Consider the following 24,805-nt stretch of genomic DNA (forward strand, 5'->3'; position numbering starts at 1 on the left):
GAAGAGCATGAAAAAGTTCGCATTACTATTCATCGCTTTGGTGACGGCAGTTGTGATTTCTGCATGCGGAAACCAAAGCACAAGCAGCAAAGGTTCTGATTCTAAGGAAGAACAACTCACGGTGAAACACCAGCTGGACAAAAACGGAACAAAAGTACCGAAGAGCCCTAAAAAAGTTGTCGTATTTGACTTTGGAAGCTTAGATACATTAGATAAACTTGGTCTTGATGATAAAGTAGCGGGACTGCCGAAACAAGCCCTTCCTAAATATCTGTCCAAATTCAAGGATGACAAATATGCTGACGTCGGAAGCTTAAAAGAGCCAGACTTCGAGAAAGTGGCAGATTTAGACCCTGACTTGATCATTATCTCAGGAAGACAATCTGAGTCTTACAAAGAATTCTCTAAAATTGCGCCGACAATTTACCTTGGCGTAGACACAGCGAAGTATATGGAATCATTTAAGTCTGACGCAGAAACAATCGGTAAGATCTTCGATAAAGAAGATGAAGTGAAGGATGAACTCGCAAAAATCGATCATTCAATCGCAGATGTAAAGAAAACGGCTGAAAAGCTTAACAAAAACGGTCTCGTCATCATGGCGAACGACGGGAAGATCAGCGCATTCGGTCCTAAATCAAGATACGGCCTGATCCATGACGTGTTCGGCGTGACACCGGCTGATAAAAACATCAAAGCGTCTACTCACGGACAAAGCGTTTCTTACGAGTACATTTCAAAAACAAACCCGGATTACATGTTTGTCATTGACCGCGGTACAGCGATCGGTGAAACATCATCTACTAAACAAGTCGTTGAAAATGATTATGTGAAAAATGTAAACGCAGTGAAAAATGATCATGTCGTCTACCTTGATTCTGCTACTTGGTACTTATCAGGAGGCGGTCTTGAGTCTATGGCACAAATGATCAAAGAAGTGAAAGACGGTTTAGAAAAGTAAAACCAAAAAGAGCCTCCGCTAAGTAGCGGGGCTCTTTTTTTGTTAATCAGCGTGCCGGCTGCTGTTCGGCAGGGCGCTGAGGTTTCTTTAATGTGAATGAGAGAAGGAAGCCGACAAGTGCAATGACGGCAGCCACTATAAAAGCGGTGTTCATGCCGTGCAGGGCGGCGTGCTTCACATTTGTCGTGCCTGCATGTGCCGCCTGGTTGCTCATCACGGAAACCAATAGTGCGGTTCCGATCGAGCCGCCGACTTGGCGAATCGTGTTGTTCATCGCAGTTCCGTGCGGAATCAAGTGGCGCGGCAGCGCATTGATTCCGGCTGTTGTCACCGGCATCATGATCATGGCGGTGCCTAAGAGACGAACGGTGTATAAAACGACAATCCAAGCGAGTGACGTATGGTCAGTCAGCTGCATAAACGGCAGAGATGTCAGGAAGATGATGCAGAAACCGGCAATCGCCAGCCCTCTTCCGCCGACACGGTCAAAAATTCTGCCGATAATCGGCGACATAAAGCCCATCACAACGGCTCCCGGCAGGAGCATAAGCCCTGTATCAAAAGCTGTGACGTCTCTGACATTTTGTGTATAAAGCGGCAGGATGGTTTCCGTACCGATCAATAATGCAAAGACGAGGGTTCCCAGCAGTGTTGTTAAGCTGAAAACGCCAAACGTGAAGACGCGGAATTCCAGCATCGGTTTTTTAAGCTTCATTTGTCTTGTGATAAACAAGAGCAGCGCGATGACACCCACCAGCAGTGAAATCAAGACGGTTGAACTGGACCAGCCATAAGAGCCGACGCTTGAGAAGCCGTACAGAAGGCCGCCGAACCCAAATGTTGAAAGGATGACTGATAAAATATCAATCTGTGTTTTTCTTAAAGTCGTCACGTTTTTCATCAGGATGCTGGCAAGAATCAAATCAATCACAGCAAACGGAAGAATGATATAAAACAATGATCTCCAAGAGAAAGCTTCGACAGCCCATCCGGAAAGAGTCGGTCCGATCGCAGGCGCGAATGAGATGACCAATCCGACCATACCCATAGCCTGGCCGCGCTTTTCAATCGGAAAGATTGTCAGGAATACAGTCTGCATGAGCGGCATCATAATGCCGGCTCCAGCCGCTTGAATGATACGCGCTGTCAGCAGAACCGGGAAGTTCGGCGCGAACGCTCCGACGACTGTTCCGGCAGTGAAAATGCTCATTGCTGTGATGAGCAGCGCCCGGCTTGTGAATTTCTCAATTAAAAACGCGGTAATCGGAATTAAAATCCCGTTGGTTAACATAAATGATGTTGTCAGCCATTGTGCTTGGTTGGCATCGACATTGAAATCCCTCATGATATGGGGAAGTGCGGTAATCAACAATGTCTGGTTCAAAATCGCCACAAACGCTCCGGCTAACAAAATGCCGACAATGACAGAACGGTTAAAAGGTTTTTGTTCAATACTTGTGTTCAATACATATCCCTTCTTTTCTCTAAGTAATTAACAGTGTTTTTAACATGGAAACGGGCTGTGTTAAAACACTGGTTTGTTCCAGATAGCCAATCAGTGATTTGAGTAAAAAAGCGCGGGGTTCTTCCTTCTTCGCTTCTTCCTCCAGCATGGCGGCTGCGGATGTCAGTTCATCTACGTCATAGTCCGCGGCGGACAGGGAAGAGATGCCTTTATGTAATTCCTTCAGGCTTTCCGATAATAGGGCTGATTTATCCTTTGGCTTGTAGGAGGATGCTGAATGAATATAAAGCTCGATGGCTTCGGGCGGAAGAAGAGACTGGCGGGTTTCCCTGTTTTTGATAATCTGATTGAGGGTGCTGATGATAAACTCTGCGATCGGGTCAAGCTCAAGCGGTTTTTCCTCGATTTTGATCAGCATTAAAAACTCACGCATCATGCCGTGAAGAATGATAACCAAATCCCACACAAACGGGAGAATGGTTTCTCCATACGCCTGGATCAGCGAATCGCGGTGCCAGCAGATAATCGTCGATCTGGTCTGATGGATATGCTGTTTGACCCGGTCATTATGCAGCTTGGGGTTTCCGTAGGTCAGCATATTGAAAAACTGCTGATTCCGCCTGAAGCCCTCCAGTTCCATTTTGACCTTTTGCGTCAAACGCTCCTCCGGTGTAAGTGCGGTATTTTCCTGAAGTCTTGAGGCTGCGGCCACCATTTGCTTCTGGTTAAATGACAGCAGCTCCAAAAGCAGATCTTCTTTAGATTGGAACAGCTTATATATCGAAGCTTTTGACATCTTACATTCTTCTGCGATCGCCTGCATGGAAACCGACGTAAAATCCTTTTCCGAAAAAAGCTTTCGCGCGGCTAACAAGATATCTGTTTTTTTATCAAGCATCTCATGGCTTCCTTCTTTCTTGAACATTAGAAAACCCATTGGTTCACAGAAAACCAATGAGTAACTATGAAAAAATTTTACCAAATAAACAAAATAGAAGTCAATGGATTTTAACCGGGTAAATGAAAGGCCTGCCGGAAAATCCGACAGGCCGAATAAGAGCTTATTTTTCAACTTTAAATCCTTGTTTTTCAAGCATTTCACGGATGTGCGGATAGTACAGGCGCTCATAGTAGGAAGCGATGCTCTGTGACCAATTTCTTGTTTCTTTTCCGTTTGTCCGTTTATTCATGTATTCAGACATCTGTTCGTCGTATGCCTGAATGTGAGACGTCAGCTCATCCTGATTCAAATAAGTTTCCTGATGATTGACAGCTTCCTGCGGCAAGCGCGGTTTTTTCGCTGAACGGTCGGCAGGATGCCCAATGACAAGGCCGGATAAAGGGAACACGTATTTTGGAAGCTCAAGCAGTTCGATCAGCTCTTGAGGGTTTCCGCGAACCGCACCGATCGGAACTGTGCCAAGTCCGAGTGACTCAGCCGCTGCTGTTGCTGTGCCGAGGGCAATACCAGCGTCTACTGCGCCGACAAGAACAGATTCCAATCCATTTGTGATTTCCATTTTGAAATCATGCAGATCTTCAAGCGCAATTTTGGCCCGGTTAAAATCTGCGCAGAACAGCAGGAAAACAGGAGCTTGATCGATCCATGGCTGGCCGCCTGCCAGCTCGGAGATTTTCTTTTTGCGCTCTTTATCCTGGACTGTGATCACAGTCACTTGCTGTCCGTTGATAGAAGAAGGGGCTGATTGCACCGCTTCAATGATTTGGTCCAATTGCTCCTGAGCTACAGGCTCATCTGTGTAGCTGCGAATCGAGCGGTGGTCTGTTAAAGATTTAATCACTTCATTCATATGAGACACCCTTCCTTTACTCGCTAAGCTCTGTGCGGACAACATCAAGAGGAGCGCTCAGCAGTTCTTTTCCTTTTGCGACAAACCCTTGGAAATGCGCAGTTTCGTTATGGAATTTCATTGCCGCTTCATCTTTCCATTTTTCAAGCATGACAAATGTATTTTCTTCGCCTACTTTTTCGAATAGGTCGTATTGCGCGTTGCCTTCCTCAGCTCTTGAATGCTGAACAAGTGATTGAGCCTCGCTCAAAAATTCCTCGCGTTTTTCTGGTTTTACTTTGATGTAAGCTTGTAATACGATCATGTAAATCTCCTCCGTCGTTATGCGAATTTATTGTTCGAATTTCATCGAACTAAATGTAACATGTATTCTAAATGAGGTAAAGGAAAAACCCTTATATAGTAAAATTGTCATTCTAATTGTTGTATGATACATTTGTGTCATGAACATTCCAAACCATCCAGAAACAGAAACATTGCAGCTGACAAAGGTTCTTCATGCACTTAGTGATCCGCTTCGTTTAGAGCTCGTCAAGCAATTAGCTGAAGCAAAAGAAAAAACGTGCAGCACCTGTGCAGATGTGCAGGTTGCCAAATCGACTTTGTCGCATCATTTTAAAGTTTTGAGAGAATCAGGCATCGCTCAAGTTCGGATAGAAGGAAAGCGCCGGTATTATTCGCTTCGCGCTGAAGACCTTGAAAAGGCATTTCCGGGACTGCTTGAAGCCGTGCTGAATGTAGACCAGGACCGCTGGTGAATCAATCCCCTGTAACGGGGATTTTTTTATGTCCGTAAACCGCTTTGAAAAGCCGCTGCACACCCTCCTGAATATCTTCTTCCTTCAGCCGTGCAAAGCCGATAATGAGAGCAGGCCTGCCCGTTTGCCGCTTGTTTTCCTTCAAGTTAAATCGGCTCATTCCGAATATTTCAAGCTGCAGCCCGGCAGCATGTGACAGGATGTCTTGTTCGGTGCGCCTGGTATCAAATTCGGTAACAAAATGCAGCCCCGCATTTGCCCCTTTTACGGTAACCTCTCCGCTGAACTCTGCTTCTAAAGCGGTGATCAGGCGTTCTCTCTTTTCTTTATAATGCTGCTTCATTTTTTTTATATGCTTCTGATATTCACCAGACTCGATAAATTCCTGCAGGGTGAGCTGTGTGAGTGATGAGCAAGTCTGCAGATCATAGCCCCGCTGTTTGTATGCCCTCAACAGCTCAGGCGGCAACACCATATAGCTGATCCGTAAGCCGGGGAGAAGGGACTTTGAAAAGGTTCCCATATAGATGACATTTTGAAAACGGTCGAGGCTTTGCAGCGCCGGAATACTGTCTACATCATATGTGAATTCACTATCATAATCGTCCTCAATGATATATCGGCGCGGCTCCTCGGCTGCCCAGTTCAGCAGCTGAATTCTTCTGGATACAGGCATAATCGTTCCGGACGGAAACTGATGCGACGGGGTGGTCACCAGCACATCTGGCTGCTGTCTGGTGATTTCAGCAATCGACATGCCTTTTTCATCCAGCATGATCGTCTTTACTTGTTTTCCGGCATTCTTCAAAAGCTGATACATGCGCCTGTAGCCAGGCTCCTCCATCGCATACACGGCTTCCTTGGGTAAAAGCTCAGTCAACAGCTGCATGAGCACCTGTGTGCCTGCCCCTATGATCATTTGTTCCGGCCTGCATTTTACACCCCTCGTCAGGGAAATGAGCCTCGTAATGGCCGCTCTCACTTCATATATCCCTTGCGGATGTGACATATCGCCGAGCGTGCGGTATGAGCGGGAGGCCGCTTTTTGCTCGCAGCGGAACCAGCTTTTGATCGGAAAATGGTCTGTATCGGAACTCATGTGTGAAAACGATATCCAATCGCTCTGGTCGATGTGAATCTCTTTTAGGTCATCCGGCAGTGCAAATGGAGGGTGCTCCTCGGCGGAAAACATGTCTAGTTCCTCCACGAAGAAACCCTTTCGTTCAATGGCGTACAAATACCCCTCAGCCAGCAGCTGCTGATAGGCTGAATTCACTGAATTTACGCTGACCTTGAGATTTTCAGCCAGCTCCCGCTTGGAGGGAACCTTCGAGTGCGGCAGCAGATTGCGGCTGAGGATTTCTTTTTTCAGCTTTTGATAAATTTGCTGATAGATATAATCGGCTTGTTCTGAACGATCGAGTGTAATCGTGATATCCATTTTGTAGTTTCTCCTTCTGATACCATCAAAAAGTTATAATTGGTACTTTTCATCATACCAAAGAGAAGTCAGAATGATAAGAAAATACCGACAGGGGGATATTCACATGAGTCAAACAACAGCAAGCATCACAACTGCACAATGGCAGCAAAAACGGGATCAATTTGTGTCAAAAGGTGTGAGCAACGGCAACCGCAGTCTGGCGGTCAAAGGAGAAGGGGCCGAGCTGTACGATCTGGATGGCCGGAGATTTATTGATTTTGCAGGCGCCATCGGCACGTTAAATGTCGGACACTCGCATCCGAAGGTGGTTGAGGCTGTGAAGCGGCAGGCGGAGGAGCTGATTCATCCTGGTTTTAATGTCATGATGTACCCGACTTATATCGAATTAGCAGAAAAACTGTGCGGCATCGCGCCGGGCAGCCATGAGAAAAAAGCGATTTTTCTTAACTCAGGGGCAGAAGCGGTCGAAAACGCTGTGAAAATCGCCAGAAAGTATACAAAGCGCCAAGGCGTTGTCTCGTTTACACGCGGGTTTCACGGGCGCACGAATATGACGATGAGCATGACAAGCAAGGTAAAACCTTATAAATTCGGTTTCGGGCCTTTTGCGCCAGAGGTTTATCAAGCGCCGTTCCCTTATTATTATCAGAAGCCGGCCGGCATGAGTGATGAAAGCTATGACGATATGGTCATTCAAGCATTCAATGATTTCTTTATCGCTTCAGTGGCGCCTGAAACGGTGGCGTGTGTCGTGATGGAGCCAGTGCAGGGAGAAGGCGGATTTATTATTCCTTCGAAACGGTTCGTACAGCACGTCGCTTCATTCTGCAAAGAACACGGCATTGTTTTTGTTGCTGATGAAATCCAAACCGGCTTTGCCAGAACTGGCACTTATTTCGCAATTGAGCACTTTGATGTAGTGCCCGATCTGATCACGGTTTCTAAATCGCTTGCGGCAGGCCTGCCATTAAGCGGTGTGATCGGGCGTGCGGAAATGCTTGATGCGGCAGCGCCAGGGGAGCTGGGCGGCACGTATGCCGGCAGCCCGCTCGGCTGCGCGGCGGCTTTGGCAGTCTTGGATATTATCGAAGAAGAAGGACTGAATGAGCGATCTGAAGAAATTGGCAAAATCATTGAAGACAAGGCGTATGAGTGGAAACAAGAATTCCCGTTCATCGGTGACATCCGCAGACTCGGGGCGATGGCCGCAATCGAAATCGTCAAGGATCCTGACACGCGTGAGCCTGATAAGACAAAAGCAGCAGCGATCGCGGCCTATGCGAATCAAAACGGATTACTTTTGCTGACAGCGGGAATTAACGGTAATATCATCCGCTTTTTGACACCGCTCGTCATCTCAGACAGCCTATTAAATGAAGGGCTCAGCATCTTGGAGGCGGGCCTGCGAGCTTAATCATTGGAAAGAAAATGGCCGGGTCTGCTATCATTTTAAGTAATCATGAAAAGAAAGGAATGTTCAATATGCCAGATCAATTAACGGTCTACAACCCGGCTACGGGCGAGGAGATCAAAACGATTCCTCAGCAATCAGCCACAGAGGTAGAAGAAGCCATTGAACGTTCACATCAAGCGTTTAAAACGTGGTCTAAAACATCAGCGAACGAAAGAACGTCTCTTTTGAAAAAATGGTATGAGCTGATTGTTGAACATAAAGAAGAGCTTGCAGATTTAATTACAAAGGAAAACGGAAAACCATACCAGGAAGCAGTCGGCGAGGTACTTTACGGCGCAGGCTATATCGAATGGTTCGCAGAGGAAGCGAAGCGTGTGTACGGAAGAACGGTCCCGGCCCCGACAACTGGTAAACGAATTGTTGTCACACGCCAGCCGGTCGGCCCCGTTGCTGCTATCACGCCCTGGAATTTCCCGAATGCGATGATTACACGCAAAGCGGCGCCTGCTCTTGCCGCCGGCTGTACATTTATCATCAAGCCGGCGCCGGACACACCGCTGTCTGCTTATGAACTAGCGCGCCTCGCATATGAAGCGGGCATTCCGAAGGATGTTCTTCAGGTTGTGATCGGCGATGGAGAAGAAATCGGAAATGTGTTCACAAGCAGTCCGAAAATCCGCAAAATCACGTTCACAGGCTCAACACCTGTAGGGAAAATCCTTATGAAAAACAGCGCTGACACCGTAAAGCACGTCTCAATGGAGCTCGGCGGACACGCCCCGCTGATCGTAGATGAAGATGCGGACATTGACCTTGCCGTTGAACAGGCGATGGCGTCCAAATACCGAAACGCCGGCCAAACCTGCGTATGTGCCAACCGCCTGATCGTTCATGAATCCATTAAAGATGAATTTGCTGCGAAACTGAGCGAGCAAGTGTCTAAGCTGAAAGTCGGAAATGGACTTGAGGAAGGCGTCAATGTCGGCCCGATTATCAACAAACGAGGCTTCGAAAAAATCGTCAGCCAAATAGATGATGCGGTTGAAAAAGGCGCGAAAGTGATTGCTGGGGGCACATATGACCGAAACGATGACAAAGGGTGCTACTTTGTGAATCCGACAGTGCTCACCGATGTCGATACGTCCATGAACATCATGCATGAGGAAACATTCGGCCCGGTCGCCCCGATCGTCACGTTTTCTGATATTGATGAAGCGATTCAGCTTGCCAACGATACACCGTATGGCTTGGCTGCTTACTTCTTCACAGAAAACTACCGCCGCGGCATCTATATTTCCGAGAATCTAGAGTATGGCATTATCGGCTGGAATGACGGCGGACCGTCAGCGGTTCAAGCGCCATTCGGCGGAATGAAAGAAAGCGGCATCGGCCGTGAAGGCGGTTCAGAAGGTATCGAGCCGTACCTTGAAACAAAATATTTGTCCATCGGTTTATAAAAGAATGCACGCTCCTGAGAGCTGCCGGATTTTCCGGCAGCTCTTTTTGTGTTCCGGCGAATAATCACAACAATTCCAGCCAAAATAACAGCAAATACATTTTGAAAGAAGGTTCCCCAACAATGGATTTATTATTGGCTCTTCTCCCGGCTTTGTTTTGGGGGAGCATTGTTCTCTTCAATGTGAAATTAGGCGGCGGGCCGTACAGCCAGACACTGGGAACGACGATCGGGGCACTCATTGTTTCTATCGTTATTTACTTTTTTGTTCAGCCCGTTCTGTCCCTTCGCATTTTTATTGTTGGAATCGTATCCGGCTTATTTTGGTCACTTGGACAGGCCAACCAGTTGAAAAGCATTCAATTGATGGGCGTGTCGAAAACAATGCCGATTTCCACAGGAATGCAGCTCGTTTCCACCTCGCTGTTCGGTGTGATCGTGTTCCGCGAATGGTCAACACCGATTGCGATTACGCTTGGCGTTCTCGCTTTGATCTTTATCATTGTGGGAATCATTCTCACGTCCTTGGAAGATAAGAATGATAAAAAAGAGGGCGAGCCAAGCAATTTGAAAAAGGGCATTTTGATTCTCCTTGTTTCGACTCTTGGTTATTTGGTTTATGTAGTCGTGGCTAGATTATTCAATGTGTCCGGCTGGTCCGCGCTGCTGCCACAGGCAATTGGCATGGTGGTCGGGGGGTTAGTTTTAACCTATAGACACAAACCCTTTAACAAGTATGCGATCAGAAATATTCTCCCAGGGTTAATCTGGGCAGGCGGAAATATGTTTTTGTTTATTTCTCAGCCGCGAGTCGGCGTTGCAACGAGCTTTTCCCTTTCACAAATGGGAATTGTCATTTCTACGCTCGGCGGTATTTTCATCCTGCGTGAAAAGAAAACGAAACGCCAGCTAATAGCAATTGCGATCGGGATTATCCTGATTATTGCCGCCGCCGTATTCTTAGGAATCGCCAAAACAAATTCATAACAAATGGAGGAGGATGTATATGTATCCGGATTTAAAAGGAAAAGTCGTCGCTATTACAGGAGCTGCTTCAGGGCTCGGAAAGGCGATGGCCATTCGCTTCGGCAAGGAGCAGGCAAAAGTGGTTATCAACTATTATAGTAATAAACAAGATCCGAACGAGGTAAAAGAAGAGGTCATCAAGGCGGGCGGTGAAGCTGTTGTCGTCCAAGGAGATGTCACGAAAGAGGAAGATGTAAAAAATATCGTGCAAACGGCAATTAAGGAGTTCGGCACACTCGATATTATGATTAATAATGCCGGTCTTGAAAATCCTGTGCCATCTCACGAAATGCCGCTCAAGGATTGGGATAAAGTCATCGGCACGAACTTAACGGGTGCCTTTTTAGGAAGCCGTGAAGCGATTAAATATTTCGTAGAAAACGATATCAAGGGAAATGTCATTAACATGTCCAGTGTGCACGAAGTGATTCCTTGGCCGTTATTTGTCCACTATGCGGCAAGTAAAGGCGGGATAAAGCTGATGACAGAAACATTAGCGTTGGAATACGCGCCGAAGGGCATTCGCGTCAATAATATTGGGCCAGGTGCGATCAACACGCCAATCAATGCTGAAAAATTCGCTGACCCTAAACAGAAAGCTGATGTAGAAAGCATGATTCCAATGGGATATATCGGCGAACCGGAGGAGATCGCCGCAGTAGCAGCCTGGCTTGCTTCGAAGGAAGCCAGCTACGTCACAGGCATCACGTTATTCGCGGACGGCGGTATGACACAATATCCTTCATTCCAGGCAGGCCGCGGTTAAACATAAAAAGCGACCCAGACATGACATCTGGATCGCTTTCTTTATTAGGCACGCTTTTTCTTTACAAGTGCTGCTACAGATAAAATAATGGCAGCCGCAGACAGCACCATCGCTGTAATGTCTAGAGCTGAAGAACCTGAGTTTTCGGAATCGTCTTCTGTTTTCGTGGCGCCGTGCTCATCTGTCACTTGCTTTGCAGACGTGATGTTTGTAATGGAATGAGGTGTATCGGCATCCTCGTCACCTGTCCACTCAACAATGCTGCCGTCTTTGTAATATTGGTATGCGTCCCAAGCAGCTTCCTCCGCTTTGTCAGGGTTTTTGGCAACAAAGGTAAACTGCTGGAACTGGCCTTCCTGAATGCCTCCGTCAGTCGCCTCCCATGTCACGGATACTGATTTGTCATCATGTTTTTGAGTGGAAACCTTCCAGCCCGGAATTGGCTCATATTGCTGGAATTCAACATCCTTCGGCATTTTGAGGACAACCTTCGTTGTCGGCAGATTTTTCTCAGAAGGAACCTTCATTGTATACGTTTCCCAAGAGCCTGCAGCAGACTCAGCCGGTTTTACAGAAACATGCGCGCTGGCAGGGGCCGTAAAGAATAAGAGGGAGCCGACAATAGCCGGACATAGTGTCAATGCGATTTTTTTCAACAACGTAAACACTCCTTAATTGGTCTTTGTAAACATGATATTGATTTCGTTAAAGTCGCCGGTCAGGCCGTGGACTTTGATCTTCCAGTTTCCTTTTTCATTAATCGACAGGTTTTGATCTTGGAAGACGCCTTTTGTTTTTTCTTTTAATGTAAAGGTGCTTTTGTTTTCGCTGCCTGACAGGCCTGTTTTATAAACGGTTAACGTGATTTGCTGGATGTTTTTCACGGGATCACCGTTATGGTCGGTGACCCGCAGCTCAAAAACATTTTTTCCAGGCTGGTTTGGGCTGATGCTGAGAGAAACGCTTTGTCCGTTCTCTATCGCTTTGGTTTGGTAGAACGGTTCCGGCGCTGGCTCAGGCGGGCTTGGCAGGCTTGTAAACACGGCCGCTGTGATCAATACAGCGATGCCGATTGCCCACTCCGCTTTCAACGTTCGGCTGATTCCTGTGCGGCGCTGCTTTCTGGTAAGCAGAAAATGAATTGCGCCTAAGACCAGCATGAAAACAAACAGCCCGCTTTTCACTAAAAGAGCTTGTCCGTACGCTGTATGGAACAGTGAATCCATTGAACGAATGATGAAAAATCCATTGAGCAAGCCTGAAAACAAAATGACGCCGACTGCAGTGAGCGCCCATGGGGAGAACCGTCTGACCGTCTCCCACGCGAGCGTTTTGTCAGGCTGCCTCCATTCTTTTGAGAGCAGCAAAACGAGTGCCGCTATTCCGCCGACCCAGATGGAAGCGGAAGTTAAATGAAGGAAATCCATCAAAATGCCGACCGTTTTTTCTTCAACGACAGCAGCATGCCCGGTAAACGCCTTGGCAAGCAGGAGACCGAAAAAGAAAATGAGCGGCGCTGTCCAATAGCCAAAGGATGAAAAGCGGTTTTTCCGTATCGCAGGGATGACAGACAGTGCGAGCAGCACGAACAGCGCAGCCTGTATGATCCAAATGGAGCCGCCTGCTGTCTCAAACAGTGTTTCTCTGATGTAGCCCGGCTGGAATGCGCTGCCCCAGCCGCCGCCTGCGTTCGCTTTTGTCTGAATCGGAAGCTGAAGCAAAAGCGCCAGCCCCAATGCTGCGATCGAGCCGGTCAGGATACGTCTCGTCCGTTTGACGAGCTGTTCTGATTTCCCTTTATACCAGAAAAGATGGAAGAAAACCGTTCCGATAAACAGAGATAAGGCTGTATACAGAATCGCGCGATCTGCTGCTGTTCCCGGATTCAGCGCTGAATCGGCTGCTTTTTGGCTGCTGAATCCGCCATCCGCTTTCCCGATACTGAACGGAATGACGCCGGAAACAGGATGTCCATCCGCGGATACGGCATTCCATTCCGCTCTGTACACATCTTTAGGCAGATTCTTCTTCAGCTTCACTGTCATGATGTGATGATTATCTTTTTTGATTTCAGTCTTGTCCGTATCCACACGGTCGCCGTTTGAATTATAGACTTTAATGTAATGAAACCCTTCTTCAACCGGTTCATTAAATTCGATTTCCACCTGCGCAGGGGCGCTTTTTAATTCGCTGTTTTCCCCAGGTGAAGATTTGACAATATAGGCGTGAGCAAAGCTTGTTTTCGGCAGGAAAACAAGAAAAAGCAGAAGGATGATCCACCATCTGTTTCGCTTCATCACTCAGACACCACCTTCCGCTGTATGTGTTGTGTTATTTCTTGGTGCAGGTGCAGCGTTTCTTTCGGTCTTGAAGCATGTCTTCCAGCGCTTGGTCGAAAGTGCAGACGGCTCCGCCGAATCCTTTTTGAAATCGTTCGGCATGGTCAAGTGTCGCAAACGGAATGGCCTGCGGCTGGCAGCAGTGCAGGTTTAATTCAGCATTTACGACGAAATAAGCCGAACCGGCACTGACGGTTGTCTGTAACAGAAAATCTCTGCAAATCAAGTGTGAAACCTCTTCCGTTTTATCCGCGTAACGCAAAAACGCGCAATGTGCGCAGCATAGCTGTTCAATGTCTTGGTTTACCGTAATCAGCTGAACCGAATGAGCTTGATTGACGGGCTTCAAGCAATAGCTGCACATATGATCTGTTTGAGGTGTTCGGACGGGGAGCGTGATGCCGCCGGCCGTTTTAATGACCTGATTTGACTGAACCAGCTGATTGACATCTCTATATACCGTCATTTCCGAAACGCCGAACCTTGCGCTGATGTCAGAAATTCTAAGCGAGCCTTCTTCTTTCAGCCACTTCAGTATGTGTTGCTGTCTATTAATCGGAAGCATTCATACACCCTCTTCATTAAGATCTATTTAAGCGTAGAGGATTTTAGAGACGGAGACAAGTAAGTGGATGATAAAAAATGTGAAAATGTGTTGAACAGCAACAAAACGAAACAGAAGGGACTCTGGTATAATAGACAGATGGAATAGAAAGTGAGGAATACCCTATGAAAGAAACACCATGCCCGAACTGCGGCAAACCTTTGACAGGCGATATGGTCAGATCATCAAATGTGCCTTGTCAATTTCGCTGCGGCCACTGCCGGGAACGGCTTTATGAATATAAAGTTTCAGCTCCGATTATGCTGGTATCATTAGCGGCCATCGTGCTGCTTATTTATCTTTTGATGCTCCTCCGCAATGCGGCAGGCTCAGTGCTGCCAGCTGTACAGCACGTGCCGATGGCTGTATTTGCGCTTGTGTGCGCGTATCCCGTTTTTATTGTGAGTGAGCGGATGATTGCAAAGTACGTGATTCAAAATGGCAACATCATTTATAGAGGAAAGAGAAAAGGCTCCTGAAACCAGGAGCCTTTTTATTTTTAAAAAATTGTCACAGTCATGTGCCAAAGTCCTCTTTACTTTCAATTGTATAGGGACTGTAAGCGTTTTAACATAGAGTCAAAGGGAAGCATCATTCTCTGAACATATTTTTGTATCTTACAGCGACAAACAAAACAGGGAGGGTTTATATATGCAGCAGCAAGAACAGCAGCAAGGCGGCATGAAAGTGAAAGTGCAACGCTTTGGGAGTTATTTGAGCGGAATGATCATGCCGAATATCGGCGCGTTTATCGCGTGGGGTATCATTACCGCGCTGTTTATTCCGGCAGGATGGTTTCCGAATGAACAGCTGAACACGCTGGTCAGCCCGATGATTACGTATTTATTGCCGCTTTTGATAGCGTATACAGGCGGAAAAATGATCTACGACCACCGCGGCGGAGTTGTCGGAGCGACAGCAGCAATTGGGGTGATTGTAGGATCGGATATTCCAATGTTTTTAGGCGCAATGATTATGGGTCCGCTTGGCGGATACCTCATTAAACAGACTGATAAATTATTCAAGGATAAAGTCAAGCAAGGCTTTGAAATGCTGATCAACAACTTTACGGCAGGGATTGTCGGCGCGGCTTTAACGATTCTCGCGTTTTACGCCATCGGCCCGGTTGTCCTGACGCTAAATAAATTGCTGGCGGCTGGTGTGGAAGTCATTGTACACGCTAATTTACTGCCGGTAGCCAGTGTTTTTGTAGAACCGGCGAAAGTGTTGTTCCTCAACAACGCCATTAACCACGGAATCTTAAGCCCGATCGGAATCGAGCAAGCATCTCAAACAGGAAAATCAATTCTGTTTTTAGTAGAAGCGAACCCTGGACCGGGGCTCGGCATTTTGCTGGCGTACATGTTCTTTGGCAAAGGATCTTCAAAATCAACGGCTCCCGGTGCGGCGATCATCCATTTCTTCGGAGGGATTCACGAGATTTACTTCCCGTACATTCTGATGAAACCGGCCCTGATTCTCGCAGCCATTGCCGGCGGAGCAAGCGGACTCTTAACATTTACGATCTTTAATGCCGGACTTGTCGCGGCAGCGTCACCGGGAAGCATTATTGCATTGATGGCAATGACGCCAAGAGGAGGCTATTTCGGCGTATTGGCGGGCGTATTGGTCGCTGCAGCTGTATCGTTCATCGTTTCAGCAGTGATCCTGAAATCCTCAAAAGCAAGTGAAGAAGACCTGGCTGCCGCAACAGAAAAAATGCAGTCCATGAAGGGGAAGAAAAGCCAAGCAGCAGCTGCTTTAGAGGCGGAACAAGCCAAAGCAGAAGAAGCGTCTGAGCTGTCTCCTGAAAGCGTGAACAAAATTATCTTTGCGTGTGATGCGGGAATGGGATCAAGTGCCATGGGGGCATCCATCTTAAGAAACAAAGTGAAAAAAGCGGAGCTTGACATCAGTGTGACCAACACGGCCATTAACAATCTGCCAAGCGATGCGGATATTGTCATCACCCACAAAGATTTAACAGACCGCGCGAAAGCAAAGCTGCCGAACGCGACGCACATATCAGTGGATAACTTCTTAAACAGCCCGAAATACGACGAGCTGATTGAAAAGCTGAAAAAGTAATCTTATAGAAAGAGAGTGATACTCATGCAAGTACTCGCAAAGGAAAATATTAAACTCAATCAAACGGTATCATCAAAAGAAGAGGCCATCAAATTGGCAGGCCAGACGCTGATTGACAACGGCTACGTGACAGAGGATTACATTAGTAAAATGTTTGAACGTGAAGAAACGTCTTCTACGTTTATGGGGAATTTCATTGCCATTCCACACGGCACAGAAGAAGCGAAAAGCGAGGTGCTTCACTCTGGAATTTCAATCATACAGATTCCAGAGGGCGTTGAGTACGGAGAAGGCAACACGGCAAAAGTGGTATTCGGCATTGCGGGTAAAAATAATGAGCATTTAGACATTTTGTCTAACATCGCCATTATCTGTTCAGAAGAAGAAAACATTGAACGCCTGATCTCCGCTAAAAGCGAAGAAGATTTGATCGCCATTTTCAACGAGGTGAACTGACATGATCGCCTTACATTTCGGTGCGGGAAATATCGGGAGAGGATTTATCGGCGCGCTGCTTCACCACTCCGGCTATGATGTGGTGTTTGCGGATGTGAACGACACGATGGTCAGCCTCCTCAATGAAAAAAAAGAATACACAGTGGAACTGGCGGAAGAGGGACGTTCATCGGAGATCATTGGCCCGGTGAGCGCTATTAACAGCGGCAGTCAGACCGAGGAGCTGTACCGGCTGATGAATGAGGCGGCGCTCATCACAACAGCTGTCGGCCCGAATGTGCTGAAGCTGATTGCCCCGTCTATCGCAGAAGGTTTAAGACGAAGAAATACTGCAAACACACTGAATATCATTGCCTGCGAAAATATGATTGGCGGAAGCAGCTTCTTAAAGAAAGAAATATACAGCCATTTAACGGAAGCAGAGCAGAAATCCGTCAGTGAAACGGTAGGTTTTCCGAATTCTGCCGTTGACCGGATCGTCCCGATTCAGCATCATGAAGACCCGCTGAAAGTATCGGTTGAACCATTTTTCGAATGGGTCATTGATGAATCAGGCTTTAAAGGGAAAACACCAGTCATAAACGGCGCACTGTTTGTTGATGATTTAACGCCGTACATCGAACGGAAGCTGTTTACGGTCAATACCGGACACGCGGTCACAGCGTATGTCGGCTATCAGCGCGGACTCAAAACGGTCAAAGAAGCAATTGATCATCCGGAAATCCGCCGTGTTGTTCATTCGGCGCTGCTTGAAACTGGTGACTATCTCGTCAAATCGTATGGCTTTAAGCAAACTGAACACGAACAATATATCAAAAAAATCATCGGTCGCTTTGAAAATCCTTTCATTTCGGACGATGTGACCCGCGTAGCGAGGTCACCTCTCAGAAAACTGGGAGAAAATGATAGACTTGTAGGCCCGGCAAAGAAAATAAAAGAACCGAATGCACTGGCTGAAGGAATTGCCGCAGCACTGCGCTTCGATTTCACCGGTGACCCTGAAGCGGTTGAACTGCAAGCGCTGATCGAAGAAAAAGGATACAGCGGCGTACTTCAAGAGGTGTGCGGCATTCAGTCCCATGAACCGTTGCACGCCATCATTTTAAAGAAACTTAATCAATAACCGACCACCCGTGACACAATGTCACGGGCTTTTTTTACTATCTCGCAATCTAGTATAATAGAAAGCGCTTACGATAACAGGGGAAGGAGAATGACGATGAAACAATTTGAGATTGCGGCAATACCGGGAGACGGAGTAGGAAAAGAGGTTGTAGCGGCTGCTGAGAAAGTGCTTCATACAGCGGCTGAGGTACACGGAGGTTTGTCATTCTCATTCACAGCTTTTCCATGGAGCTGTGATTATTACTTGGAGCACGGCAAAATGATGCCCGAAGATGGAATACATACGCTTACTCAATTTGAAGCAGTTTTTTTGGGAGCTGTCGGAAATCCGAAGCTGGTTCCCGATCATATATCGTTATGGGGGCTGCTGCTGAAAATCCGGAGGGAGCTTGAGCTTTCCATTAATATGAGACCCGCCAAACAAATGGCAGGCATTACGTCGCCGCTTCTGCATCCAAATGATTTTGACTTCGTGGTGATTCGCGAGAACAGTGAAGGTGAATACAGTGAAGTCGGCGGGCGCATTCACAGAGGCGATGACGAAATCGCCATCCAGAATGCGGTGTTTACGAGAAAAGCGACAGAACGTGTCATGCGCTTTGCCTTCGAATTGGCGAAAAAACGGCGCAGCCATGTGACAAGCGCCACAAAGTCTAACGGCATTTATCACGCGATGCCGTTTTGGGATGAAGTCTTTCAGCAGACAGCCGCTGATTATAGCGGAATCGAAACATCATCTCAGCATATTGATGCGCTGGCCGCTTTTTTTGTGACGCGTCCGGAAACGTTTGATGTCATTGTGGCGAGCAACTTGTTCGGTGATATTTTAACCGACATCAGCTCAAGCCTGATGGGAAGCATCGGCATTGCGCCTTCTGCGAACATCAATCCATCCGGCAAATATCCGTCCATGTTTGAACCGGTTCACGGCTCAGCTCCTGACATTGCCGGACAGGGCCTTGCCAATCCGATCGGCCAGATTTGGACAGCGAAGCTGATGCTCGACCACTTCGGAGAGGAAGAATTGGGGGCGAAAATTCTGGATGTAATGGAGCAAGTGACTGCCGACGGCATCAAAACACGCGACATTGGGGGACAAAGCACAACGGCTGAGGTCACTGATGAAATCTGTTCGCGCTTAAGAAAGCTCTGATGAATCAGGCCGGTGGCAGATGGCTGCCCCGGCCTGTCCATTTCCTTACGAAAATTTCCACGAAAGTCTAACCAAGCAGATCCAAATGCTGTATAATAATTTGGAATTCTTAGGAAAGCATCGGGTGAAGGAAGTTGAATGCAAAAACAATCACGTTAAAGAAAAAAAGAAAAATCAAAACGATCGTTGTACTCAGTATCATTATGATCGCAGCTCTCATTTTTACGATCAGATTGGTGTTTTACAAGCCTTTTCTTATTGAAGGATCATCAATGGCCCCAACGCTTAAAGACTCAGAAAGAATTCTGGTTGATAAAGCAGTCAAATGGACTGGCGGGTTTCACAGAGGAGACATCATAGTCATTCATGACAAAAAGAGCGGCCGCTCATTTGTCAAACGTTTAATCGGTTTGCCTGGTGACAGCATTAAAATGAAAAATGATCAGCTATACATAAATGATAAAAAGGTGGAAGAACCATACTTAAAGGAATATAAACAGGAGGTCAAAGAGTCGGGGGTAACCTTAACAGGTGACTTCGAAGTTGAGGTTCCTTCCGGTAAATATTTTGTGATGGGAGATAACCGTCTCAATTCACTGGATAGCAGAAACGGAATGGGCATGCCTTCTGAGGACGATATCATCGGTACTGAATCTCTCGTCTTTTATCCATTCGGTGAGATGAGACAGGCAAAATAAAATGCAATGCAAAAAGAACATGGAACATGACGGCACCGATAATAAAGCGCCGTGCACGTTTAAAAAAATGATGATGAAACGGTGCGGAGCCGGCTTTCCGCCCCGTTTTTTATGATAGAAAGCGTTTTGAAGAAAAGGGCCCTGTTGAAATAAACAGAATCAGGATTGGCGAAGCCGTGAAGCGCATCGAATTGGTAAATCTCAAGATGGGTATGCTGTTTTTCCCGCAGTTTTTTGATAAGAAGCGCTACGTCAAACGACGGCTCATAATTAGGGAAAAACAATAGGACCGGGCAGGCTGGCACGTGATGAAGAGAGTCGCGTATCCGGGAACCGTAATAACAAACCGATCCGCTCACCTCAGGCATACTGCTGCATTTCCATGCGATAGTAGCCCCCACGCTGAATCCAATCACAAAGATGTGCCGTCCGGCGTTTTGCCTGATCACATTCTGGATGATGGTTTCTCCCGTTTTCAGCCTTTCGTGTTTTGTAAATTGTTCGTATGCCGTTTTTTCTTCTTGCAGTGTGTAGACTTCATCCTCGCCGAGCAGGTTGGGCGTCAACACATCATATCCAGCCATTTTGATCAGCCGGCCCATCTTTTTCATATGGCTGTTTACACCGTATATTTCGTGTACGAGAATGACAAGCGGTTTTGGGGACATAACGGCCTCCTTTTGTGTTTTTTCCATTATATCCTATCGTTTCACTTTAGGCTGAGATATAATGGTCAAAAAAAGGAGATATAAAATGAACTCATTATCTTTGCCTCACCGCTATCCAATTTTGTTTATTGATGGCGTGACGGATAGCGAGCCCGGCAAACATGCGGCAGCTTATAAGCTGATTAGTGAGAACGACTGGTTTATCACTGATTCGCAAACAGAAATGCCGTTTTCACTTGTGATTGAAGCGCTTGCGCAAACCGCGGCTTTTACAGGAATTACAGATGAGAACAGCTTGGGATTATTGTCTTCGGTGAAGAAAGCGGAAAAGCTGGGAGAAGCTGTGCCTGGTGACCGGCTTGATCTTACGTTTGAAGTCACGCGCAATCGGCGCGGGTTTGTGTTCGGACATGCCAAGGCGTCAGTTGGAGAGCAGCCTGTTGCTGAAGCTGAAATCGGCATCTATATTGAAAAATGAAAAAAACCCTTCACAACATTTTGTGAGGGGTTCTATTTTGTGTCGTAATCCCGTTCGCTTTGAGAGCTATCTCTTTGCTGGCGTTTGTGTTTTTCATCATTCATATTTTCCTTCAGCTCTTCATTAGGAATCGGATCGGTTAAGTCGTTGTGCTCAGGGTTTTCATTTGGTTTGTTTTGCTGTTTTTTTTCTGTCATGTTTGATCACCTCACCGTTTGTTTTCCTCTTATCCGTTCTCCTCAAACATAGGAAATCGCTTTTTTGTCCCGCTGGGTATAATGTATTAGAATAGAGAGAAGCACAACAAAAAGATAAAGAGAGGTACATATATGTCTGTTCAAAGAGAAGATGTAGATATCAAGCTGATCGCAATTGATATGGATGGTACACTGCTGAACGACGAGCAGCTGATCTCGGATGAAAACCGCAAAGCCATTCGTGAAGCGGAGGATAAAGGTGTGTATGTGGTGATCAGCACGGGCCGGACGCTGATGACGTGCAGGGAGCTGGCGGAATCGCTAAAGCTGTCATCCTTTCTAATCACGGCAAACGGCAGTGAAATTTGGGATTCGAATTTTAATTTGGTGGAACGGAAGCTGCTTCATACGGACCATATTCAAATGATGTGGGATTTGCGGAATAAGCACAACACTAATTTCTGGGCTTCTACGGTGAATAAAGTATGGAGAGGCGAGTTTCCGGAAAACATTACGGATCATGAATGGCTCAAATTCGGCTTTGACATCGAGGATGACGATATCCGAAACGAAGTGCTTGAGGAGCTGAGAAAAAACAAAGAGCTCGAAATCACAAATTCAAGTCCGACAAACATTGAAGTCAACGCGCTTGGCATCAACAAAGCTGCAGCCCTTGCCAAGGTTACGGAAAAACTCGGCTTTACAATGGAGAATGTGATGGCGATGGGCGACAGCCTTAATGACATTGCGATGATCAAAGAAGCGGGTCTTGGCGTCGCAATGGGCAATGCGCAAGACATCGTAAAAGAAACGGCTGATTATATCACGGATACAAATATTGAGAATGGTGTCGCTAAAGCGATTCGCCATTGGGTACTATAAAAAAAGAGAGTCCTAAGATGGACTCTCTTTTTTAGTTTGGCAGGTTTTATTCTGGGACCATGGTAGGTTTTCTGACAAAAGTATTTCACAAACTGATATGGTTCACTTATAATGAAATAAAGTTCAAAAATTCGGAATAGTCGTTCCGAATTTCGGGACAATAAATGACATAAAGCATATCGTTTGCTTTGGCAGGAGGGATTCTGTGTTTCAGATTGATTTAAACTGTGATTTAGGAGAAAGCTTCGGAGCCTACAAGATAGGCCTTGACCAAGATATTTTAGAGTATGTGACATCAGCGAATATCGCATGCGGATTTCATGCAGGAGATCCTAGTGTTATGCGAAAAACCGTCGCGCTTGCAGCGGAAAAAGGCGTAAAAATCGGTGCGCATCCGGGCTTGCCGGATTTACTCGGTTTTGGGCGCCGCAATATGGCGATTTCTCCTGAGGAAGCGTATGATCTTGTCGTTTATCAAATTGGCGCGCTCTCTGGCTTTCTAAAAGCAGAGGGACTTCACATGCAGCACGTCAAGCCGCATGGCGCTTTATACAATATGGCGGCAGTCGATCAAAAACTGTCGGATGCTATCGCGAAAGCTGTCTATAAGGTTGATCCCGGCCTGATTCTTTTCGGTCTTGCTGAGAGCGAGCTTGTAAAAGCGGGAGAACGGATCGGACTTCAGACCGCAAATGAAGTGTTCGCCGACAGAACATACCAATCGGACGGCACGCTGACACCGCGCTCCCAGCCGGACGCACTCATTGAAAGTGATGATGCCGCCGTCACCCAGGTCATCAAAATGGTGAAAGAAGGGGCGGTCAAATCTCAGCAAGGACATGATGTGTCATTAAAAGCAGATACAGTCTGCATTCATGGAGATGGAGCCCATGCGCTGACATTTGCGCAAAAAATCAGAAAACAGCTCAAAGCGGCTGGAATTGAAGTGACAGCTATTTCAGAACAGAGGTCAACATAAAGGAGGAACAATAGATGGAGCAGCAGAAAAAGACAGCAGGAAAAAAAGCGGGCAGCTGGTCATTGCTGATGGGCGCCGCCTTTTTAATGGCGACATCAGCAATCGGACCGGGTTTCCTCACCCAAACCGCAACATTCACAAACACACTCGCAGCAAGCTTCGGTTTTGTCATCTTAATCTCTATTATTTTAGATATTTTCGCCCAAACCAATGTGTGGCGCATCATCGCAGTTTCTGGAAAACGAGGTCAGGAAATTGCGAATATGGTGCTTCCCGGACTGGGGTATTTCATCGCCATTCTCGTCGTGCTTGGCGGACTAGCTTTTAATATTGGGAATATCGGAGGGGCCGGGCTGGGACTTCAGGTGCTGTTCGGCATTACACCTGAAACAGGCGCTTTAATCAGTGCCGTTATCGCCATTTTGATTTTTGTCATCAAGGAAGCAGGAAAAGCGATGGACCGTTTTACGCAAATCGCGGGGTTCGTGATGATTATTTTAACGGTCTACGTTGCGGCGACGACAGCTCCTCCGGTCGGACAGGCAGTCGCAAATACATTCGTCCCGGAACACATCAGCATATTTGCCATTGTCACCCTAGTGGGCGGAACCGTCGGCGGTTATATCACATTTGCCGGAGGACACCGTTTGCTTGATGCCGGAATTAAAGGAAAGGAATCCATTCCGCAGGTGACAAAGAGCTCGGTTGTCGGCATTTTAATTACATCTGTCATGCGTATCGCTCTTTTTCTTGCGGTTCTAGGCGTTGTATCGAAAGGCCTGCACATCGATGAAAGCAACCCGGCGGCTTCTGTCTTCAAGCTGGCTGCTGGAAATGTCGGTTATAAAATTTTCGGATTGATCATGTGGTCTGCGGCGATTACGTCTGTTATTGGAGCAGCCTATACATCTGTTTCATTTTTTAAAACCTTTTCTCCAAAAATTGAAAAGAATTCACGCGGTATTATTATCGGATTTATTGTGGTTTCTACGTTAGCTTTTGTCACAATCGGCCAGCCTGCGAAGATCCTCGTCCTTGTCGGTTCACTGAACGGCTTAATTCTGCCGATTGCGCTCGGAACGCTGCTTGTTGCCGCCTACAAGAAAAACATTGTCGGTGATTATAAGCATCCGCTTTGGCTGACAAGCACAGGCGCGCTTGTAGTGATTGTAATGGCAGTTATGGGAATCTACACGTTAATTACACAACTTCCTCAATTGTGGAGCTGATATAAGTGGAGCAATTAAACAAAATGGCGCCAAAGGATGTACGCGCCCTGATACGAGAGGGGACAATAAACGGGCCGACCGCAGGCATGTCCGGCGGCTACGCCCAAGCGAATCTTGTGGTTTTGAAAAAGGACCTTGCGTTTGATTTTCTGCTGTTTTGCCAGCGAAATCAAAAGCCCTGCCCCGTGCTGGATGTGACTGAAGCAGGTTCGCCTGTGCCGTCTCTGGCTGCGCCGGATGCTGATATCAGAACGGACTTTCCGAAATACCGTATTTACAGGCACGGTATCCTAACGGAAGAAGTATCTGATATTACGCCATACTGGGAGGACGATTTTGTCGGCTTTCTGATCGGATGCAGTTTCTCCTTTGAACAGGCACTGATCAATAATGGGATAGCTGTCCGGCATATTGATGAGGGGACAAACGTCTCAATGTATAAAACGAATATCGATTGTGTTCCGGCGGGGGCGTTTCACGGACAGATGGTTGTCAGCATGAGGCCGGTTCCTGAACGGCTGGCTGTACGTGCTGCACAAGTGACCTCGCGTTTTCCGGCTGTGCACGGAGGGCCGATCCATATTGGCAATCCGGGAGCAATCGGGATTCGCGATCTCGGGAAACCGGATTTCGGAGATGCCGTTTCCATTCGTGACGGCGAGGTTCCTGTTTTTTGGGCATGCGGAGTGACCCCGCAAGCCGTGGCTATGAATGTAAAGCCTGAAATGGTCATCACACATGCGCCGGGGCATATGCTCATCACAGATATTCGAGACGAGTCGCTTGCGGTGCTGTAGCCTCTCGTCAT

The 24,805-nt window shown here is 47.0% G+C and carries 27 protein-coding genes; 17 read left to right on the top strand and 10 right to left on the bottom strand.

The window, feature by feature from the left end; all coding sequences use genetic code 11:
- The first annotated feature begins 7 nt into the window (after positions 1-7).
- On the top strand, positions 8-961 hold the full coding sequence (gene yclQ, locus MHB62_RS02205) for a petrobactin ABC transporter substrate-binding protein YclQ (protein ID WP_015715247.1): 954 nt from the start codon (positions 8-10) through the stop codon (positions 959-961).
- 46 nt (positions 962-1,007) lie between these two features.
- On the opposite strand, the gene MHB62_RS02210 is transcribed toward yclQ, so the two are convergent.
- The 4 genes from MHB62_RS02210 to MHB62_RS02225 all read right to left on the bottom strand — a co-directional run bounded on the left by MHB62_RS02210 (position 1,008) and on the right by MHB62_RS02225 (position 4,541).
- Complete coding sequence (locus MHB62_RS02210) at positions 1,008-2,426, bottom strand: MDR family MFS transporter (RefSeq protein ID WP_015715248.1); 1,419 nt, start codon at positions 2,424-2,426, stop codon at positions 1,008-1,010.
- A gap of 19 nt (positions 2,427-2,445) precedes the next feature.
- Entirely contained in the window at positions 2,446-3,324 is an 879-nt protein-coding gene (locus tag MHB62_RS02215; RefSeq protein WP_032722956.1) for a TetR/AcrR family transcriptional regulator, read from the bottom strand.
- 163 nt (positions 3,325-3,487) lie between these two features.
- Positions 3,488-4,237 (bottom strand): oxygen-insensitive NADPH nitroreductase, encoded by a 750-nt coding sequence (gene nfsA, locus MHB62_RS02220; RefSeq protein WP_003234479.1) that lies wholly within the window; start codon positions 4,235-4,237, stop codon positions 3,488-3,490.
- Between the two features lie 16 nt (positions 4,238-4,253).
- Complete coding sequence (locus MHB62_RS02225; RefSeq protein ID WP_003234477.1) at positions 4,254-4,541, bottom strand: putative quinol monooxygenase; 288 nt, start codon at positions 4,539-4,541, stop codon at positions 4,254-4,256.
- 139 nt (positions 4,542-4,680) lie between these two features.
- Here MHB62_RS02225 and MHB62_RS02230 point away from each other — a divergent pair, with 139 nt between their 5' ends.
- On the top strand, positions 4,681-4,995 hold the full coding sequence (locus MHB62_RS02230; protein ID WP_003234476.1) for a helix-turn-helix transcriptional regulator: 315 nt from the start codon (positions 4,681-4,683) through the stop codon (positions 4,993-4,995).
- Between the two features lies 1 nt (position 4,996).
- Here MHB62_RS02230 and gabR read toward each other — a convergent pair whose 3' ends face one another.
- On the bottom strand, positions 4,997-6,436 hold the full coding sequence (gene gabR, locus MHB62_RS02235) for a transcriptional regulator GabR (RefSeq protein WP_003246571.1): 1,440 nt from the start codon (positions 6,434-6,436) through the stop codon (positions 4,997-4,999).
- Positions 6,437-6,542: 106 nt separating this feature from the next.
- Here gabR and gabT point away from each other — a divergent pair, with 106 nt between their 5' ends.
- The 4 genes from gabT to gdh all read left to right on the top strand — a co-directional run bounded on the left by gabT (position 6,543) and on the right by gdh (position 11,101).
- Positions 6,543-7,853: a 4-aminobutyrate--2-oxoglutarate transaminase gene (gene gabT, locus MHB62_RS02240; protein ID WP_003234459.1), complete on the top strand. Its 1,311-nt coding sequence runs from the start codon at positions 6,543-6,545 to the stop codon at positions 7,851-7,853.
- A gap of 68 nt (positions 7,854-7,921) precedes the next feature.
- Positions 7,922-9,310: a succinate-semialdehyde dehydrogenase gene (gene gabD, locus MHB62_RS02245; RefSeq protein WP_003246615.1), complete on the top strand. Its 1,389-nt coding sequence runs from the start codon at positions 7,922-7,924 to the stop codon at positions 9,308-9,310.
- A 122-nt stretch (positions 9,311-9,432) separates the two neighbouring features.
- Positions 9,433-10,296, top strand: coding sequence for a glucose uptake protein GlcU (gene glcU, locus MHB62_RS02250; protein ID WP_003234455.1), 864 nt, complete (start codon positions 9,433-9,435; stop codon positions 10,294-10,296).
- 19 nt (positions 10,297-10,315) lie between these two features.
- Positions 10,316-11,101 carry a glucose 1-dehydrogenase gene (gene gdh / locus MHB62_RS02255; RefSeq protein WP_003246720.1) on the top strand — a complete coding sequence of 262 codons (786 nt, stop codon included), beginning with the start codon at positions 10,316-10,318 and terminating at the stop codon, positions 11,099-11,101.
- Positions 11,102-11,145: 44 nt separating this feature from the next.
- On the opposite strand, the gene MHB62_RS02260 is transcribed toward gdh, so the two are convergent.
- The 3 genes from MHB62_RS02260 to ycnK are packed head-to-tail and all read right to left on the bottom strand — an operon-like array spanning position 11,146 to position 14,005.
- The gene (locus MHB62_RS02260; RefSeq protein ID WP_003246657.1) at positions 11,146-11,760 is read right to left on the bottom strand and encodes a YcnI family protein; all 615 of its coding nucleotides are present in this window, start codon (positions 11,758-11,760) and stop codon (positions 11,146-11,148) included.
- Between the two features lie 12 nt (positions 11,761-11,772).
- Positions 11,773-13,398 (bottom strand): copper transporter YcnJ, encoded by a 1,626-nt coding sequence (gene ycnJ, locus MHB62_RS02265; RefSeq protein WP_003246637.1) that lies wholly within the window; start codon positions 13,396-13,398, stop codon positions 11,773-11,775.
- 34 nt (positions 13,399-13,432) lie between these two features.
- Positions 13,433-14,005: a copper uptake transcriptional regulator YcnK gene (gene ycnK / locus MHB62_RS02270; RefSeq protein WP_003246724.1), complete on the bottom strand. Its 573-nt coding sequence runs from the start codon at positions 14,003-14,005 to the stop codon at positions 13,433-13,435.
- A gap of 164 nt (positions 14,006-14,169) precedes the next feature.
- Between ycnK and MHB62_RS02275 the strand changes: the two genes are divergently transcribed.
- From MHB62_RS02275 to sipU, 6 genes are all read left to right on the top strand, one after another.
- Positions 14,170-14,523 (top strand): hypothetical protein, encoded by a 354-nt coding sequence (locus tag MHB62_RS02275; protein ID WP_003246726.1) that lies wholly within the window; start codon positions 14,170-14,172, stop codon positions 14,521-14,523.
- Positions 14,524-14,695: 172 nt separating this feature from the next.
- Entirely contained in the window at positions 14,696-16,132 is a 1,437-nt protein-coding gene (locus tag MHB62_RS02280; protein WP_010886406.1) for a PTS mannitol transporter subunit IICB, read from the top strand.
- A gap of 24 nt (positions 16,133-16,156) precedes the next feature.
- Positions 16,157-16,588 carry a PTS sugar transporter subunit IIA gene (locus MHB62_RS02285; protein ID WP_003246714.1) on the top strand — a complete coding sequence of 144 codons (432 nt, stop codon included), beginning with the start codon at positions 16,157-16,159 and terminating at the stop codon, positions 16,586-16,588.
- Between the two features lies 1 nt (position 16,589).
- On the top strand, positions 16,590-17,711 hold the full coding sequence (locus MHB62_RS02290) for a mannitol-1-phosphate 5-dehydrogenase (protein WP_029946494.1): 1,122 nt from the start codon (positions 16,590-16,592) through the stop codon (positions 17,709-17,711).
- Between the two features lie 90 nt (positions 17,712-17,801).
- Positions 17,802-18,866, top strand: coding sequence for a tartrate dehydrogenase (locus MHB62_RS02295; protein ID WP_003234436.1), 1,065 nt, complete (start codon positions 17,802-17,804; stop codon positions 18,864-18,866).
- A 134-nt stretch (positions 18,867-19,000) separates the two neighbouring features.
- On the top strand, positions 19,001-19,564 hold the full coding sequence (gene sipU / locus MHB62_RS02300; protein ID WP_003234434.1) for a signal peptidase I sipU: 564 nt from the start codon (positions 19,001-19,003) through the stop codon (positions 19,562-19,564).
- A gap of 59 nt (positions 19,565-19,623) precedes the next feature.
- Here sipU and MHB62_RS02305 read toward each other — a convergent pair whose 3' ends face one another.
- The gene (locus MHB62_RS02305; protein ID WP_015715251.1) at positions 19,624-20,232 is read right to left on the bottom strand and encodes a dienelactone hydrolase family protein; all 609 of its coding nucleotides are present in this window, start codon (positions 20,230-20,232) and stop codon (positions 19,624-19,626) included.
- An 85-nt stretch (positions 20,233-20,317) separates the two neighbouring features.
- On the opposite strand from MHB62_RS02305, the gene MHB62_RS02310 reads away from it, so the two are divergent.
- Complete coding sequence (locus MHB62_RS02310; RefSeq protein ID WP_404978344.1) at positions 20,318-20,710, top strand: 3-hydroxyacyl-ACP dehydratase FabZ family protein; 393 nt, start codon at positions 20,318-20,320, stop codon at positions 20,708-20,710.
- Positions 20,711-20,742: 32 nt separating this feature from the next.
- Here MHB62_RS02310 and MHB62_RS02315 read toward each other — a convergent pair whose 3' ends face one another.
- Positions 20,743-20,907: a hypothetical protein gene (locus MHB62_RS02315; RefSeq protein WP_015715252.1), complete on the bottom strand. Its 165-nt coding sequence runs from the start codon at positions 20,905-20,907 to the stop codon at positions 20,743-20,745.
- Between the two features lie 132 nt (positions 20,908-21,039).
- Between MHB62_RS02315 and MHB62_RS02320 the strand changes: the two genes are divergently transcribed.
- From MHB62_RS02320 to MHB62_RS02335, 4 genes are all read left to right on the top strand, one after another.
- Positions 21,040-21,789 (top strand): phosphoglycolate phosphatase, encoded by a 750-nt coding sequence (locus MHB62_RS02320; protein WP_015715253.1) that lies wholly within the window; start codon positions 21,040-21,042, stop codon positions 21,787-21,789.
- 205 nt (positions 21,790-21,994) lie between these two features.
- On the top strand, positions 21,995-22,768 hold the full coding sequence (gene pxpA, locus MHB62_RS02325) for a 5-oxoprolinase subunit PpxA (protein ID WP_015715254.1): 774 nt from the start codon (positions 21,995-21,997) through the stop codon (positions 22,766-22,768).
- A 14-nt stretch (positions 22,769-22,782) separates the two neighbouring features.
- On the top strand, positions 22,783-23,997 hold the full coding sequence (locus tag MHB62_RS02330) for an NRAMP family divalent metal transporter (RefSeq protein WP_014478854.1): 1,215 nt from the start codon (positions 22,783-22,785) through the stop codon (positions 23,995-23,997).
- Positions 23,998-24,020: 23 nt separating this feature from the next.
- Entirely contained in the window at positions 24,021-24,794 is a 774-nt protein-coding gene (locus MHB62_RS02335) for a putative hydro-lyase (RefSeq protein WP_074794535.1), read from the top strand.
- Positions 24,795-24,805 lie beyond the last annotated feature (11 nt).

The sequence above is a fragment of the Bacillus sp. FSL K6-0255 genome (assembly GCF_045040725.1).
GTDB classification, from domain to species: Bacteria; Bacillota; Bacilli; order Bacillales; family Bacillaceae; genus Bacillus; species Bacillus subtilis.